The following is a 13,584-nucleotide window of genomic DNA, read 5'->3' as shown; positions in this document are numbered from 1 at the left end:
CAGATCTCACCGTAGCGGCTCGGCCGCGACGCGGCGTACCCCGACGGGTGCGGCCGTTATGGTCGAGGCCGTGACCAGCGCCGCCCGCACGGCACCCGGGCCCGATCACGCCCGGGCGGCCCGCCCGGCGGCGGTCACGCGGCGGGTGACGGCCGCCGTCCGGCGGCACCGCGCGGACCTGCTCGCCGGGCTGGCGTTCGTCGCGCTCGCCGGATGGCTCACCCACGGTCTCTGGCCGGCGCCGGGCACGCGCGCACTCGCCCTCAACCCAGCAGACCAGACGCTGTACGAGTGGTTCCTGGCGCTGGACGCGCGTGCCCTGCGGGGCGAGCTGAGCCTGGTCACCGGCCGGCTGAACGCGCCGGACGGGGTCAACCTGATGGCCAACACGTCGATCGTGGCGCTCGGTGTGCTGCTCGCCCCGGTCACGCTGGCGTTCGGGGCGCCCGTGACGTTCGCCCTGCTCGTCGCCGCGAACATGGCCGGTACGGCGCTCGCCTGGTACCTGCTGTTCACCCGCGTCCTGCGGGCCCGCCGGCTCGCTGCCGTACTCGGCGCGGCGCTCTGCGGCTTCGGGCCGGGCATGGTCTCGCAGAGCAACGGCCACCTGCACATGACCGCGCAGTGGCTGGTCCCGGTGCTGGTCTGGCTCGTGCTCCGGCTGCTGCGCGCCGCCGACCCGGCCGGTCGCCCGGACGGCCCGGACCGCCGCCGGACGGCCTCCTCCGCGGCCGGGCTCGCCGCGGTCGTCACCGTGCAGGTATTCGTCGGCGAGGAGGTGCTGTTCCTCGCCGCGCTCACCCTGGCGGTGACCGCCGTCGCGTACGGGCTGGCCGACCGGGGCCTGCTGCGCCGGGCCGGTTCCGGGTTCGCCGGTGGTCTGCTCGCCGCCGCCGGGCTGGCGCTGCCGGTGCTGGCGTACCCGCTGTGGGTGCAGTTCGCCGGCCCGCAGGGCGTCGCGGACGGCATCTTCCCACCCGCCTACTTCTCCGCCGACCTGATCGCCTGGACCCGCCTGTCCGCGCTGACGGTGTTCGGCAGCCCGGAGGCGGTACGGCTCACCACCGGTCCGTCCGAGTTCACCACGTTCCTGGGCTGGCCGCTGCTGCTGGTAGCCGCCGCCTGCGCGGTCCGGCTGGGCCGGCGCGCCCCGGTGGTGGCGGTCGTGGCCGCCGCGCTGACGATGGCCGCACTCGCGCTCGGCCCGGAGGTGGTGGCCGGCGGTGAGCGGACCGGGATCCCCGGTCCGTACGCGCTGCTGGCCGGGCTCCCGGTGGTGGACGGCGCGCTGCCGACGCGTTTCGCGCTGGCGGTGCTGCCGCTCGTCGGCACAGTGCTCACGCTCGCCGTGCACCGGGCGCTCGCCGAACCCGGCCGGGCCCGCCGGGTCGTCCCGTTCGCGGTCGGCGCGGCGCTGCTCAGCGTCTTCCCCACACCGCTGCCCACGATGGACCGGCCGCCGCTGCCCGAGTTCGTCACCGGCGGCCACTGGCAGCAGTGCGTACGCCCCGGCGGGGTGCTGGTACCGGTGCCCACCGCCACCCCGCAGGATCCCTGGCCCATGCGCTGGGCCACCGCCACCGGCGTCGCGTTCGCCATGCCGGAGGGCTTCTTCATCGGCCCGTACGGCCCGCACGGCTCGGCCACCATGGGCACCTGGCAGCGTCCCACCTCGGCGCTGCTCGCCGACGTGGCCCGCCGCGGCGTGGCACCCGCGATCGGTGACCGGCAACGCCGCCAGGCCGCCCGGGACGTCGAGTTCTGGCACGCCTCGTGCATGGCGGTGACCGACGACACGCCGCACGCGGAGATGCTGCGCCGCACCCTGGAGCAGCTCTACGGGCGGCCGGGTACGCGGCTAGCCGACGCCTGGACCTGGCGGTTCTGACCCCAAACACGGCGAAGGGCCCCTCCCGTGCGGAAGGGGCCCTTACGCGAAACGCGTCAGACGCGCGCGGCGACCGGCGGGGCCGACGCCTCGGCGAACTCCTCGCGCGGGTCGTGCAGCTGGCCCAGCGCGACCACCTCACGCTTGAGGAAGAACGCCAGCGTCCAGTCGACCACCACGCGCACCTTGCGGTTGAACGAGGGGATCCGCGACATGTGGTACGTCCGGTGCATGAACCACGCCGGCCAGCCGGTCATCTTGATGCCGTAGACCTGCGCCACGCCCTTGTGCAGCCCGAGGCTCGCCACGCTGCCGGCGTGCTTGTGCTTGTAGTCGACCGGCTCGCGCCCGCGGATCACGTTGGCGATGTTGTCGGCCATCCGCGCCGCCTGCCGCACCGCGTGCTGGGCGCTCGGCGAGCAGAAGTTACCCGGCTCCTTGGTCAGGTCCGGTACGGCGGCGCAGTCACCGGCGCTCCACGCGCCCTCGACCACCCGGTCGCCGTCCACGATCTGCAGCGTCGGCCGGCAGGTCACCCGGCGGCGCTCGTCACGCGGGAAGTCCGTCGCGTCGAGCATCGGCGACGGCTTCACGCCGGCGGTCCAGACGATGGTGTCGGACGGGAAGCTGTCGCCGTCGGAGAGCTTCACCACACCGTCGACGCAGGACTCCAGCCGGGTGTCCAGGCGGATGTCCATGTCCCGCTTCATCAGCTGCTGCACCGTGTAGGCGCCCATGTCCCGGTCGACCTCGGGCAGCACCCGCTGGGTCGCCTCGACGAGCACCCAGCGCATGTCCTCCGGCTTCAGCTCCGGGTAGTAGCGCAGCGCGTCCCGGGCCATGTCCTCCATCTCGGCGAGCGCCTCGATGCCGGCGTAGCCGCCGCCCACGAAGACGAACGTCAGCGCGCGACTGCGGACCGCCGGGTCGGTGGTGGAGGCCGCCACGTCGAGCCGGTCCAGCACGTGGTTGCGCAGGAAGATGGCCTCGCCGATGGTCTTGAACCCGATGCCGTTCTCGTGCAGGCCGGGGATCGGCAGGGTGCGGGAGACCGAGCCGGGGGCGACGACCACGTGGTCGTACTGGATCTCCCGGGCCGGGCCGCTGATCGGCTGCACCACGGCGGTCATGCGGTCGTGGTCGATCCGGGTGACGGTGCCCGCCACCACGGTGCACTTGCGCAACTCCCGCCGCAGCGGCACCACGGCGTGCCGAGGGGAGATGTTGCCCGCCGATGCCTCCGGGAGGAACGGCTGGTACGTCATGTGCGGCTGCGGGTCGACGACGATGACCTCGGCCTCACGCCTGCTCAGCTTCTTGGACAGGCGCAGAGCGGCGTACAGGCCCACGTGACCGGCACCCACGACAAGGATCCGCTTCGGGTTCACGTCATCTATCTTTCCCCGGGTGCTTGGGGTAATCCCGCGCGAGACCCCCTTCTGTGACGGAGCACAACCCGTGTGACCTGCGCAACGTCCCCGGAACGGTGCGTCACCTGCGCCGGAGCAGCCAGCCCAGCAGGGCGCTCAGACCCACCGCCACCAGCAGTCCCACCACAGTCGCGGCCTGTGAGCCGTCGGTGCCGCCCACTCCCCCGAGCCACGCCAGCACCACGCCGAGCACGGCACTGGCGAGCACCACGCCACCCACCCGGCCCAGCCACCGCAGCACCACGTCCGGGTCGATCAGCCCGTCGTAGGGCAGCAGCGCGGCGAGCGCGCACAGCGAGTGCGCCAGGTAGAGCAGCGTCGCCACGGCGAGCAGCCGCCACAGCGCCGGTGGCCGGTCGAAGCCGAGCGTGGCCAGCAGCCAGCCGCCGACTGTCACCAGCGCGGTGAACGTCGGCCAGATCCGGCGCGGCCCGGCCGCCGGGAGCACCGCGGCCACCGTCATGGCCAGCAGCGAGCGCGGGGTGAAGGCCTGCACCGGGTACGCGAGCAGGAAGCCGGCCAGCACGGTGAGGAAGATGCCGCCGCGTACGAGCAGCGGCAGCGGGCTGACCCGGGCGGCGGCGAACCGCAGCGCCCGCACCCGCTCCACAACCGCGTTCACCGGGCCGCCCTTCCGTTCGCGACTGCGCTCCCCGTGCTCATCGCAGCCCCGCCTTCGGGGCGGTCGCCAGCCGGGCCACGTCGCGCAGCACCTCATCCAGGCTGCCCGCGCCCGCCCAGCGCACCACCGGCACGCCGTGCTCGCGGAGCTGGCCGATCATCGTGTCCCGGTCCAGCCGCCACAGCCGGTACGCGACCTCGGCCCAGCCGCGTTCCTTCGGCACCGGCAGCTCGGCCGGCAACGTGTCCACCGCCACCACGAACCGCCCGCCCCGGGCCAGCCGGGCCAGCATCTGCGCGGACCGCTCGTCGAGCAGCGGGGTGAGCACCACCACGAGCGCGTCCGAGGAGAGCACCTGCGGGCCGAAGACCTGGTCGTACGGCTCGTGCGGGGACGACTCGGCCTGCACGTCGAGCAGCCACTCCAGCACTGTCAGGTACTGCCGCCGCCCGGTGGCCGGACGCAGCCGGCGAGCGGCCGGCCCGTACTCCAGCATCGACACCCGGTCACCGCGGTGCAGGTAGTGCTCGGCGAGCGCGGCGGCGGCCCGCACGGTGGTGTCCAGCACCGACGCGGTCCCGTTCACGCCACCGGAGCGGCCCGCCTCGGCCAGCACGTCCAGCAGCACCACCACCTCGGCGTCCCGGTCCGAGAGCGTCGACGCGACGTGCAGCTGGCGGGCCCGCAGCGACACCCGCCAGTCGATCCGGCGCAACCGGTCACCGGGCGCGAAGACGCGTACCCCGGCCAGTTCACCGCCCTCGCCCGGCCGCCGCGAGCGGTGCGCGCCGACCAGTCCGGCGGCCCGCGGCATCGCCTCGACCGCGTCGAACGGCTCGGTACGCGGATAGACCCGGGCCCGGATCGGGTCGGTGATCACCGCGCGGGAGACCAGCAGCCCGTCGGCGGCGGCGACCCGCACCCCGGCCGGCCCGATCGGGTGCCGCCCCCACCGCAGGGCGGTGCCGGTCAGCTTCAGGTCGACAGCGCTGCCCCGGGGTACGGACGTGACGAACGGGCGGTCCGCCCCGCCGGAGCGGCTCACGTCCAGCCCGGTGCCGCCGAAGCCGACCTGCTCCACCCGCAGCCAGCGCGACATCCGGGTCCGGACCACCGCCAGGTCGTACCCGACCAGGTCGGGGTTGGCCACCGCGACGGTGGCGGCCAGCGGCGCGCCCTCGACCAGGTGGGTGTCCCCGACGCCGAGTTCCAGCTCGGGCAGCGCGGCGGGGCGGCGGCGCAGCGCGTACGCGGTCCCGAGCGCGAACGGCGTGGCGAGCACCACCAGGTCGATGCGGCCGAGCAGGACGGCGGCGACGAGCAGCACACCGGTGAGCAGCACGGCCCGGCCGAGCGCCCACGTGGGCGCCCAGCCGCCTGCCGCGTCGGCCCGGTCCATCAGCGTCCGGCGGCGTAGCTGGGCAGCGCGCCGCTCGCCGGGGCGGGCGTGGACTCCAGCACCTCGCCGACCACGAACGACGGGTCGACGCGGCGCAGCCACATCTCCGGCCGCAGCGTGATCCGGTGCGCCAGCGCGGGCGCCGCCACCGCCTTGACGTCCTCCGGCACCACGTAGTCCCGGTTGGCGAGCACCGCCCGCACCCGGGACAGCAGCAGCAGCGCCAGCGAGCCGCGCGGGGACGCGCCGACCAGCACCGACGGGTGCTCCCGGGTGGCAGCGGTGAGCACCACGATGTACCGGCCGATCGAGTCCTCGACCACCACGTCCTCCAGCGCGGCCTGCATGGCGCGCAGCGTGGCGGCGTCCACCACCGGCTTGATCTCCGCCTCCTCGCGGCGGCGGGCGATCCGGCGCCGCAGCACGTCCCACTCCTCGTCGTGGCTGGGGTAGCCGAACGACACCCGCAGCAGGAACCGGTCGAGCTGCGCCTCCGGCAGCGGGTACGTGCCCTCGTACTCGATGGGGTTGGCGGTGGCGAGCACGTGGAACGGCTCGTCCAGGCGGTAGGTCACGCCCTCGACCGAGACCTGCTTCTCCTGCATGGCCTCCAGCAGCGCCGACTGCGTCTTCGGCGGCGTCCGGTTGATCTCGTCGGCGAGCAGCAGGTTGGTGAACACCGGGCCGGCCCGGAAGGCGAAGTCGCCGCTGCTCTGGTCGTAGAGGAACGAGCCGGTCACATCGGCGGGCAGCAGGTCCGGGGTGAACTGGAGCCGCCGGAAGTCCAGTCCGAGCGCCTGCGCGAAACAGCGCGCGGTGAGCGTCTTGCCCAGGCCGGGCAGATCCTCCAGCAGCACGTGACCACCGGCGAGGATGCCGGCCAGCACCAGCTCCAGCGCGTCCCGCTTGCCGACCACGACGGTGCCGACCGCCTCCAGGACGGCCCGGGCGAGCCGGCCCACCTCGGCGGGGGCCATGCTCCGGTCCACGTCGTTCATCAGATCTTCTCCAGTTCGGCGACGATCGCCGCGAGGTCGCGCGGCGACGGAGGGCGGCGGGCGGGGGTGGCGAGGAACGTCCACAGTGGCTCGCCGAGCACCGCCCGGGCGCGGGCCGGGTCGGACTCACGGGTGACGCCGTGGCGCTGGCGCAGCCGTTCGTCGGCCAGCTCGCCGAGGCGGGGCAGGATGCGCTCGGTGAACCGCTCCTGGTTGCCGGCGCACCAGTCCAGCGGGCGCTCCCAGCCGTTGATCGCGGTGCGCAGTGCGTCCCGCGCGGACCAGTTCCAGGTGCCGGGCTCCTCACCGGCGGGCGTTCGGGCACCCGCGCGAGGCGGCGGCGGGGGTGACAGCGCGGTGGTGACCCGGCGTACGGCGAGCACGGCGAGCACCCCCGCCACGATGATCCAGATCGGCACCTTCAGGCCGACCGCGCGCAGCCCGACCACGACCACCACGACGACGGCGGCGGTGACCGCCGCGGTCCGCAGCAGCAGGCGCGCCCGGCCGCCGCCCGAGGGCCGGACGTCCTCCCCGGCGGGCTCCTCGCCGAACGACAGCAGGTCGTCGATGCTGGTGCTCACGACGCCTCCCCCGCCAGGCTGGTCAGCTCGCCGCGCAACCGGCGCAACGCGGCGCGGGCCTGGTCCCGGGTGTGCTCGTCGACCGGGTGCGTGGCGTACCGGGCCTCCCGGTAGACGTGCGCGAAACCGTCGAGCACGTCGGCGCTGGCGATCGCCGGGATGCCGGCCGCCGGGTCGCCGCGCAGCAGCCGGCCCACCAGGTCGGTCGGGGTGTCACCGGTGTGCCGGGGCACACCCGCGTCCTCGGCGGCCTCCTCCAGGCGTACCCAGCAGGCGATCACAGCGGTCCGCGGGTCGGTGGAGCGGTCGTCCAGTTCGACGAGTCCGGCGTCGAGCGCGGCCACCACCTCGCGGGCGGTCCCCTCGGCGGTACGCCTGGTGCGCCGCACCGGCACCGCGCGAGTGGTGCGCCGCAGCGCGCCCCGCAGCACGTTCCACAGGACGTACCCGACGGCGGCCAGCACCGCCGCGGACAGCAACACCACGGCGGCGGTGGCCAGCCAGCCGGGCACACCGCCCGAGGTGGACTCGCCCACGTCCCGGGGCTCGACGGGGATCGACGGCACCGCCTCGGGCGACGGGTAGTCCGGCACGTACGGGATGGTGTCGGCGGCGGGCGGGATCCGGCTGGCCCCGATGGCGGAGTGACCGGCGGCGAACGCGGCGAGCGCGAGCAGCACCGTCACCGCGGCGACCGGCCACCACCTGCGCAGTACGCCGAAATCCATCCCACCGCCTCAGGTGTTCCTCAGTCCACCCCGGCCAGGTCCTTCGCCCGGGTGAACACGTCGTCCAGCATCGCCGGTGTGAGCCGGCCGGTGAACGTGTTCTGCTGGCTGACGTGATAGCAGCCCAGCAACGCCGGCACCGACTCGCCGGACCAGTGTGCCCCATGACCGAACGCAGGTCGCGGTGTGGGCGGTCGCTGCCCGTACACCTGGCGTAGCACCGGCCACCACGCGGCCCACGCGAACGCGCCCAGCGCGACCACGACGCGCAGCGTGGGCCGGATCAACTCGACCTCGCGGTGCAGCCACGGCGCGCAGGTGTCGCGCTCGTCCGGGGTGGGTTTGTTGTCCGGCGGCGCGCACCGCACAGCCGCGAAGATGCGGGTGTCGCGCAGCGTCAGGCCGTCGTCCGCGGACACGCTCGTCGGCTGGTTGGCCAGCCCGGCGCGGTGCAGCGCGGCGAACAGCACGTCACCGGACCGGTCCCCGGTGAAGATCCGGCCCGTGCGGTTGCCGCCGTGCGCGGCCGGCGCCAGACCGAGGATCGCGATGCGGGCGTCCGCCGGCCCGAGGCCGGGCACCGGCCGTCCCCAGTAGTCCTGGTCGCGGAACGCGGCCCGCTTGACCCGGGCGACCTCCTCCCGCCAGGCCACCAGGCGCGGGCAGGCGAAGCAGTCGCTGACCGCGCCGTCGAGGTCGGCCAGGTCGGCCGCCCGCGCGGCGCGGGCGACCACGTCCTGCGGGGTACGCGACTCAGCCAAGCTTCGCCCGGAACAGTTCCAGCGTGCGGGCCCAGGCGGTGGCGGCCGCCCGCTGGTCGAAGTGCTCGGGCCGGTCCTCGTTGAAGAACGCGTGCGCGGTGCCCGGGTAGTCGAACGTCTGGCAGGTGCCACCGGCGGACTCGATGGACCGGCGTACGCTCTGCACCCCGTCGGCGGCGGACAGGCCGTCCGCCTCGGAGCAGTGGATGAGCGCGGCCTTCCCGGCGTAGCCGGCCCAGTCGGTGCGGCCGGCGTTGTCCGCCGCGCCCGTGCGACCGGCGTTGTCCGCCGCGCCAGTGGCCATGCCCTCCCAGGGCAGGCGCGGGTAGAACCCGGCGGTGGCCACGATGCGCTCGGAGAACGTGCCGGACCACAGCGCCAGGCTTGCACCCGCGCAGAACCCGGCGCAGCCCACCTTGCCGGCGACCTCGGACCGGCTCGCCAGGTATTCGGCGGCGGCGGCGATGTCGCTGGCCGCCTCGTCCATCTGGGAGCTGTTCAGCATCAGCCGCGGCTCGGTCGGCTTCACGGCCGGCCCGCCGTGCCGGAAGTCGGGCGCGAGGGCGACGAAGCCGGCCTCGGCGAAGCGGTCCACCACGGCCCGGACGTGGGGCACCAGTCCCCACCAGTCCTGGATGACGATGACCGCCGGGCTGGCCGCACCGCCGGAGGGTATCGCGAGATACCCCTCGCTCGTCCCCCCGTTGCCGGTGAAGCTCACCATCTCGCCCATGGGCCCGTCCTCCTAGCGGTCAGTCATCATTGGCTGGTCGCCCAGTTGGCTGATACGTGCCGGTAGCGTGCCACGCGGTCACCGGCGCGGGGAAGACGGAACAACAGTGGCATTCACCTCCTGTTGAACCGCCGGACAGGCACACACGCTGGGTATAGCGATTGCTAAACTAGCCCCGTGGTGGCTGGAGACTGGGACGTCTACCTGGTCGACGAGGTGCGGCAGTGGCTCGACACTCTCGACGCGTCCACCCATGCGCGAGTGGTGCAGGCGATCGACCTCCTGGCCGAGCACGGACCAGGACTCGGACGACCCCTTGTCGACACCATCCACGGTTCGTCGATGGCGAACTTGAAGGAGCTCCGGCCGGGCACCGTGCGTATCCTTTTCGCGTTCGACCCGTGGCGCTCGAGCATCCTCCTGGTCGCCGGCGACAAGTCCGGCCGGTGGAAGACGTGGTATCAGGAGGCCATTCCCGTCGCCGAGCACCGCTACGAGCTCTACCTCAAGGACCGGGCACGAGAGGAGGGGAAGGCATGAGCGACTACTCCCGGTGGCAGGACATCCGCGCCGACCACGTCGCCCGGGTCGGCGGGGAAGATGCGGTCGACGCGGGTAAGCAGGAACTCCTCGCCGAGGTCATCGGTCACCGCCTCGCGGAGGTACGGCGAGCGCGCGGCCTGACCCAGCAGCAGGTCGCCGACCGGATGGGCGTCACCAAGGGACGGGTCTCCCAGATCGAGCAGGGAAAGATCTCCGGACAGGAAGTGGTGGCCCGGTTCGCCGCGGCGCTGGGTGGCCGGCTCCACCAGGCGATCTACTTCGACGACGGTGACATCGCCGCCATCGCCTGACAGCGGATCCCGCGAGATCTTGGAAGATTACGGCCCTCATGGGGGCCGTTTCCTTCCAAGATCTCGCGGGATCGAGCGTGTTCTAGCGCGTTGACGTGGGTTCCGGGGAAGCGCTGGTGGTGGGCGTGGCGGGCGCGGTCGGGGTGGCGCTGCCTGTGGGCGCGGGTGCGGGCGGGGCGATCGACGGCGAGGCCGGTGCGCCGAACGGTGCCAGCTCCGGGCAGTACGGGTAGGCGTTGCGGGGCGCGGGCACGGCGCCGGACGAGTCCAGGCAGTTCGGCCAGCCGAGCCGGATCGGCACGCCGTTCTGGTCGAACAGCTGCGCGTCGCGGATCAGCCGCCCCTGCTGGTCGTAGACGAAGACGTCCTCGATCCGGTCGTACCGCCGGTCCACCGACGTCTGCTCGTAGCCGCTGTAGACGTCGGAGCTGGCGTTCCGGTCCACATCGACGAGCACCGCGAAGCCGAAGAGCAGCAGCGCGGCCGTACCCAGCCGGTGCAGGCGGCGCGGCCAGCCGGTGAAGCCCGCGGAACGGCGGCCGAGCCACAGTGACGCGACCACCGCGCCGATGAGCAGCAGCAGGCCGGCCGACGCGTTGTCGTTCGGCCGGGGCAGCAGACCGGGCCGGCCACCGTCCACCATGACGCTGATCAGCAGCGCGGCCAGCCAACCACGCACCAGCCACCAGGCCGGGCGCAGCGGGCGCAGGAAGTCGCTCACCGTCTCGTGCCCGAGCACCGGGCCGAGCTGACGATCCAGCAGACGTATCTGCGTGGCTGCCTGATCCCGCGCCTCGGCCAGGCGGTGGAAGCGCGCCGGTCGCCGCCCCTCCCCGGCGCCGGCGGCGGCGCGCAGCTCGGCCGCGTACGCCTCGGGGGTGCCCAGCCGGTCCACGAGCGCGCCCTCGCCCTCGGCGGCCACCTCGGCGAGGTGTTCCGGCAGGTCCTCGGTCAGCTCGTCGCGGACCCCCGGCGGCAGGTCGGCGAGCGCCGCGCGTACCCGGTCGACGTAGTCCGTGATCTCCTGCCCAGTGACGGTCATGCCGCCATCCCCCGATCGTCGAGCAGTGCGTCCATGGTGGTGGCGAACGAGCGCCAGGTCTTGCCGGAGCGGGTGAGCTGGTCACGCCCGGCCGCGTTCAGCGAGTAGTACTTGCGGTGCGGCCCGGACTCGCTCGGCACCACGTACGTGGTGAGCAGGCCGGCGGCGAACAGCCGGCGCAGCGTGCCGTAGACCGAGGCGTCGCCGACCTCGGTGAGGCCGGCCTCGCGCAGCCGCCGCAGGATGTCGTAGCCGTACCCGTCCTCGTCCTTGAGCACGGCGAGCACCGCCAGGTCGAGCACGCCCTTGAGGAGCTGCGTGGTATCCACGCTCCGCACACTAGTGCGCAATCCACACTACCGTCAATCACACAGCACTTTGCCCGGCCCTTGTTCACCGGGAGGAAGGGCGGGCGGTCCACCCGATGAAACGGTCGAACAGGTCGGCCGGGTTCGGGTTGGTGGCCATCAGGTCGGCGGTGGCGTCGAACAAGCAGCCCGCCATGTGGATGGACAGGGCGACCCGGTCGCGCCGGTAGCCCAGCAGCAGCAACAGGCGGGCCGGCTGGCACGGCCAGGGGGCCGCGCACACCCGGCACAACCAGAGGGGCCGCATCGGCACGTGCGGCCGCACGACACGGCGACTGCGATCGGGTACGGGAGAACAGTTCCTCACGGTCATCCCCCGATCGTGCTCGCGCTGTTACCGATCGTCAACCCCGATCGCTGTTACCGATCGCGAGTCAATCGCTGCTACCTACCGTCAAGAGGTGGTCGAGTTCGTGGGAATCGCTGAGATCCGAGACATGCTCGGTGGCGTCTCGCGTGCCCGCGCGTCAGTGGTCGCTTCGCGACGCGACTTCCCCGCGCCCTATCAGGTGCTCCGGATGGGCCAGATCTGGCGGAAGTCCGACGTCGAGAAGTGGATCAGGGAACACCGCCCCGACCTGGCGACGGACTAACCCCGCCCGTCCCGTCGACCAAGGACTTTGCGTACCCGGAGGCGTCCGGATCTGACACAAACTCCTTGATCACCGCCGAAGGGGCGGGCGAGAAGATGAGGGCTAGGCGAGGCTCCAGGCGATGCCGTCGAGGATGTCGTGCTCGGACGCGACCACCGACGGCATCCCGGCCCGCTCCATGATCACTCGCAGCACCAGCGCGCCCGCGCCGATCACGTCGGCCCGCCCCGGGTGCATCACCGGGTACGCCAGCCGCTGCTCACTGCTCTTACCGAGCAGGTCGGCTGTCACCTCGGCCACCTGCTCGTACGAGACGCGGGCGTGGTGGATGCGGCTCGGGTCGTACTCCCGGAGCCCCTGCGCCAGGGCGACCACTGTGGTGACCGAACCGGCCAGCCCGACCAGCGTGGCGGCCTCGCGGCCGGGCACGGCGGCGAGCGCGCGGTCGACGGCGGCGGCGATGTCGGACTCGGCGGCGGCGATCTGCGCCGCTGTCGGCGGATCGTCGTGCAGGTGCCGTTCGGTCATCCGGACGCAGCCGATGTCCACCGAGATCGCGCCGCGCACCCCGTCGGCGCGGGTGCCGACGACGAACTCGGTCGAACCGCCGCCGATGTCGACCACCAGGTACGGCGGCTCTGCATCGGCGGGCAGGCCGCGCACCGCGCCGGTGAACGACAGGCGTGCCTCCTCGTCGCCTGTCACCACCTCGGGCGGTACGCCGAGCGTGCGCTCGACCATGGCGCGGAAGTCGGCGGCGTTGGAGGCGTCGCGGGAGGCCGAGGTGGCGCACATGCGTACCCGGTCGGCGCCGGACTTCTCGATCTCCGCCGCGTAGTCGGCGAGCGCCACCCGGGTCCGCTCGATCGCCTCGGGCGCGAGCATGCCGGTCTGGTCGACGCCCTGCCCCAGCCGGACGATCTCCATCCGCCGGCTGACGTCGCGCAGCGGCGCCGCCTCCCCGGCCGACGACTCGGGCAGGTCGGCGATCAGCAGTCGGATCGAGTTGGTCCCGCAGTCGATGGCGGCCACACGCGCACTCACGGCGCCCACCCTACGGCAGCCCGCGCACGGTCAGAGGCGCAGCAGCATTCGGGTGTTGCCCAGGGTGTTGGGCTTGACCCGTTCCAGGTCCAGGAACTCCGCGACACCCTCGTCGTACGAGCGCAGGAGCTGCTCGTACACCGGCTGCGGCACGGGCGCGCCGTCGATCTCGCGGAAGCCGAACGAGCCGAAGAAGCCGGTCTCGAACGTGAGCACGAAGATCCGGGCGATGCCCAGCTCCCGTGCCGCGTCGATCAGCCCGCCGACGATCCGGTGCCCGATCTTGTGGCCCCGGCAGGACGGGTCGACCGCCACCGTCCGGATCTCGGCCAGGTCCTCCCACATGACGTGCAGCGCGCCGCAGCCGACCACCGTGCCGTCAGACGTCACCGCGACCCGGAACTCCTGCACGTCCTCGTACAGCGTCACAGTCGCCTTGCTGAGCAGACGCCGGTCGTCGGTGTAGGTGTCCACCAGCCGCCGGATGCCGCGTACGTCGGTGGTGCGGGCCCGGCGCACAGTGATCTCGTCGGCGCTCAT

General features: G+C 73.2%; 17 protein-coding genes. 4 read left to right on the top strand and 13 right to left on the bottom strand.

Annotation, left to right across the window (positions count from 1 at the left end; genetic code table 11):
- Positions 1-58: 58 nt before the first annotated feature.
- Entirely contained in the window at positions 59-1,888 is a 1,830-nt protein-coding gene (locus ML5_RS05795; RefSeq protein WP_013474053.1) for a hypothetical protein, read from the top strand.
- A 56-nt stretch (positions 1,889-1,944) separates the two neighbouring features.
- Here ML5_RS05795 and ML5_RS05790 read toward each other — a convergent pair whose 3' ends face one another.
- The 8 genes from ML5_RS05790 to ML5_RS05755 all read right to left on the bottom strand — a co-directional run bounded on the left by ML5_RS05790 (position 1,945) and on the right by ML5_RS05755 (position 9,143).
- Positions 1,945-3,276, bottom strand: a complete 1,332-nt coding sequence (locus tag ML5_RS05790) for an NAD(P)/FAD-dependent oxidoreductase (protein ID WP_013284111.1) — start codon at positions 3,274-3,276, stop codon at positions 1,945-1,947.
- A 103-nt stretch (positions 3,277-3,379) separates the two neighbouring features.
- Positions 3,380-3,940 (bottom strand): hypothetical protein, encoded by a 561-nt coding sequence (locus ML5_RS05785; RefSeq protein ID WP_013474052.1) that lies wholly within the window; start codon positions 3,938-3,940, stop codon positions 3,380-3,382.
- A 37-nt stretch (positions 3,941-3,977) separates the two neighbouring features.
- A complete protein-coding gene (locus ML5_RS05780) occupies positions 3,978-5,339 on the bottom strand; it encodes a DUF58 domain-containing protein (RefSeq protein WP_013474051.1) in 1,362 nt (453 codons plus the stop codon).
- A complete protein-coding gene (locus tag ML5_RS05775; RefSeq protein WP_013474050.1) occupies positions 5,339-6,337 on the bottom strand; it encodes a MoxR family ATPase in 999 nt (332 codons plus the stop codon). Before ML5_RS05775 ends, ML5_RS05780 begins: the two co-directional genes overlap by 1 nt.
- Positions 6,337-6,921, bottom strand: a complete 585-nt coding sequence (locus ML5_RS05770; protein ID WP_013284107.1) for a hypothetical protein — start codon at positions 6,919-6,921, stop codon at positions 6,337-6,339. Before ML5_RS05770 ends, ML5_RS05775 begins: the two co-directional genes overlap by 1 nt.
- Positions 6,918-7,649 (bottom strand): DUF4129 domain-containing protein, encoded by a 732-nt coding sequence (locus ML5_RS05765; RefSeq protein ID WP_013474049.1) that lies wholly within the window; start codon positions 7,647-7,649, stop codon positions 6,918-6,920. The genes ML5_RS05770 and ML5_RS05765 overlap by 4 nt, the downstream gene beginning before the upstream one ends.
- A 20-nt stretch (positions 7,650-7,669) precedes the next feature.
- A complete protein-coding gene (locus ML5_RS05760; RefSeq protein ID WP_013474048.1) occupies positions 7,670-8,383 on the bottom strand; it encodes a uracil-DNA glycosylase in 714 nt (237 codons plus the stop codon).
- A 19-nt stretch (positions 8,384-8,402) separates the two neighbouring features.
- The gene (locus tag ML5_RS05755) at positions 8,403-9,143 is read right to left on the bottom strand and encodes a dienelactone hydrolase family protein (RefSeq protein ID WP_013474047.1); all 741 of its coding nucleotides are present in this window, start codon (positions 9,141-9,143) and stop codon (positions 8,403-8,405) included.
- A 177-nt stretch (positions 9,144-9,320) separates the two neighbouring features.
- On the opposite strand from ML5_RS05755, the gene ML5_RS05750 reads away from it, so the two are divergent.
- Positions 9,321-9,683 carry a type II toxin-antitoxin system RelE/ParE family toxin gene (locus ML5_RS05750; RefSeq protein ID WP_013474046.1) on the top strand — a complete coding sequence of 121 codons (363 nt, stop codon included), beginning with the start codon at positions 9,321-9,323 and terminating at the stop codon, positions 9,681-9,683.
- A complete protein-coding gene (locus ML5_RS05745; protein WP_013284102.1) occupies positions 9,680-9,997 on the top strand; it encodes a helix-turn-helix domain-containing protein in 318 nt (105 codons plus the stop codon). The genes ML5_RS05750 and ML5_RS05745 overlap by 4 nt, the downstream gene beginning before the upstream one ends.
- Before the next feature lie 82 nt (positions 9,998-10,079).
- Here the strand turns inward: ML5_RS05745 and ML5_RS05740 are convergent, their stop codons facing one another.
- From ML5_RS05740 to ML5_RS05730, 3 genes are all read right to left on the bottom strand, one after another.
- Complete coding sequence (locus ML5_RS05740; protein WP_013474045.1) at positions 10,080-11,039, bottom strand: hypothetical protein; 960 nt, start codon at positions 11,037-11,039, stop codon at positions 10,080-10,082.
- On the bottom strand, positions 11,036-11,368 hold the full coding sequence (locus tag ML5_RS05735) for a PadR family transcriptional regulator (protein ID WP_030271259.1): 333 nt from the start codon (positions 11,366-11,368) through the stop codon (positions 11,036-11,038). Before ML5_RS05735 ends, ML5_RS05740 begins: the two co-directional genes overlap by 4 nt.
- 64 nt (positions 11,369-11,432) lie before the next feature.
- Positions 11,433-11,630 carry a hypothetical protein gene (locus tag ML5_RS05730; protein WP_236619365.1) on the bottom strand — a complete coding sequence of 66 codons (198 nt, stop codon included), beginning with the start codon at positions 11,628-11,630 and terminating at the stop codon, positions 11,433-11,435.
- A 178-nt stretch (positions 11,631-11,808) separates the two neighbouring features.
- Here ML5_RS05730 and ML5_RS05725 point away from each other — a divergent pair, with 178 nt between their 5' ends.
- A complete protein-coding gene (locus tag ML5_RS05725; protein ID WP_222947856.1) occupies positions 11,809-12,000 on the top strand; it encodes a hypothetical protein in 192 nt (63 codons plus the stop codon).
- Between the two features lie 102 nt (positions 12,001-12,102).
- On the opposite strand, the gene ML5_RS05720 is transcribed toward ML5_RS05725, so the two are convergent.
- Together ML5_RS05720 and ML5_RS05715 are read right to left on the bottom strand one after the other, a co-directional pair.
- Positions 12,103-13,032: a Ppx/GppA phosphatase family protein gene (locus ML5_RS05720; protein ID WP_013474042.1), complete on the bottom strand. Its 930-nt coding sequence runs from the start codon at positions 13,030-13,032 to the stop codon at positions 12,103-12,105.
- 42 nt (positions 13,033-13,074) lie between these two features.
- On the bottom strand, positions 13,075-13,584 hold the full coding sequence (locus ML5_RS05715) for an amino-acid N-acetyltransferase (protein WP_013284096.1): 510 nt from the start codon (positions 13,582-13,584) through the stop codon (positions 13,075-13,077).

The organism is Micromonospora sp. L5 (genome assembly GCF_000177655.2).
GTDB classification, from domain to species: domain Bacteria; phylum Actinomycetota; class Actinomycetes; order Mycobacteriales; family Micromonosporaceae; genus Micromonospora; species Micromonospora aurantiaca.
This window is presented reverse-complemented; position numbering and strand designations above follow the sequence as displayed.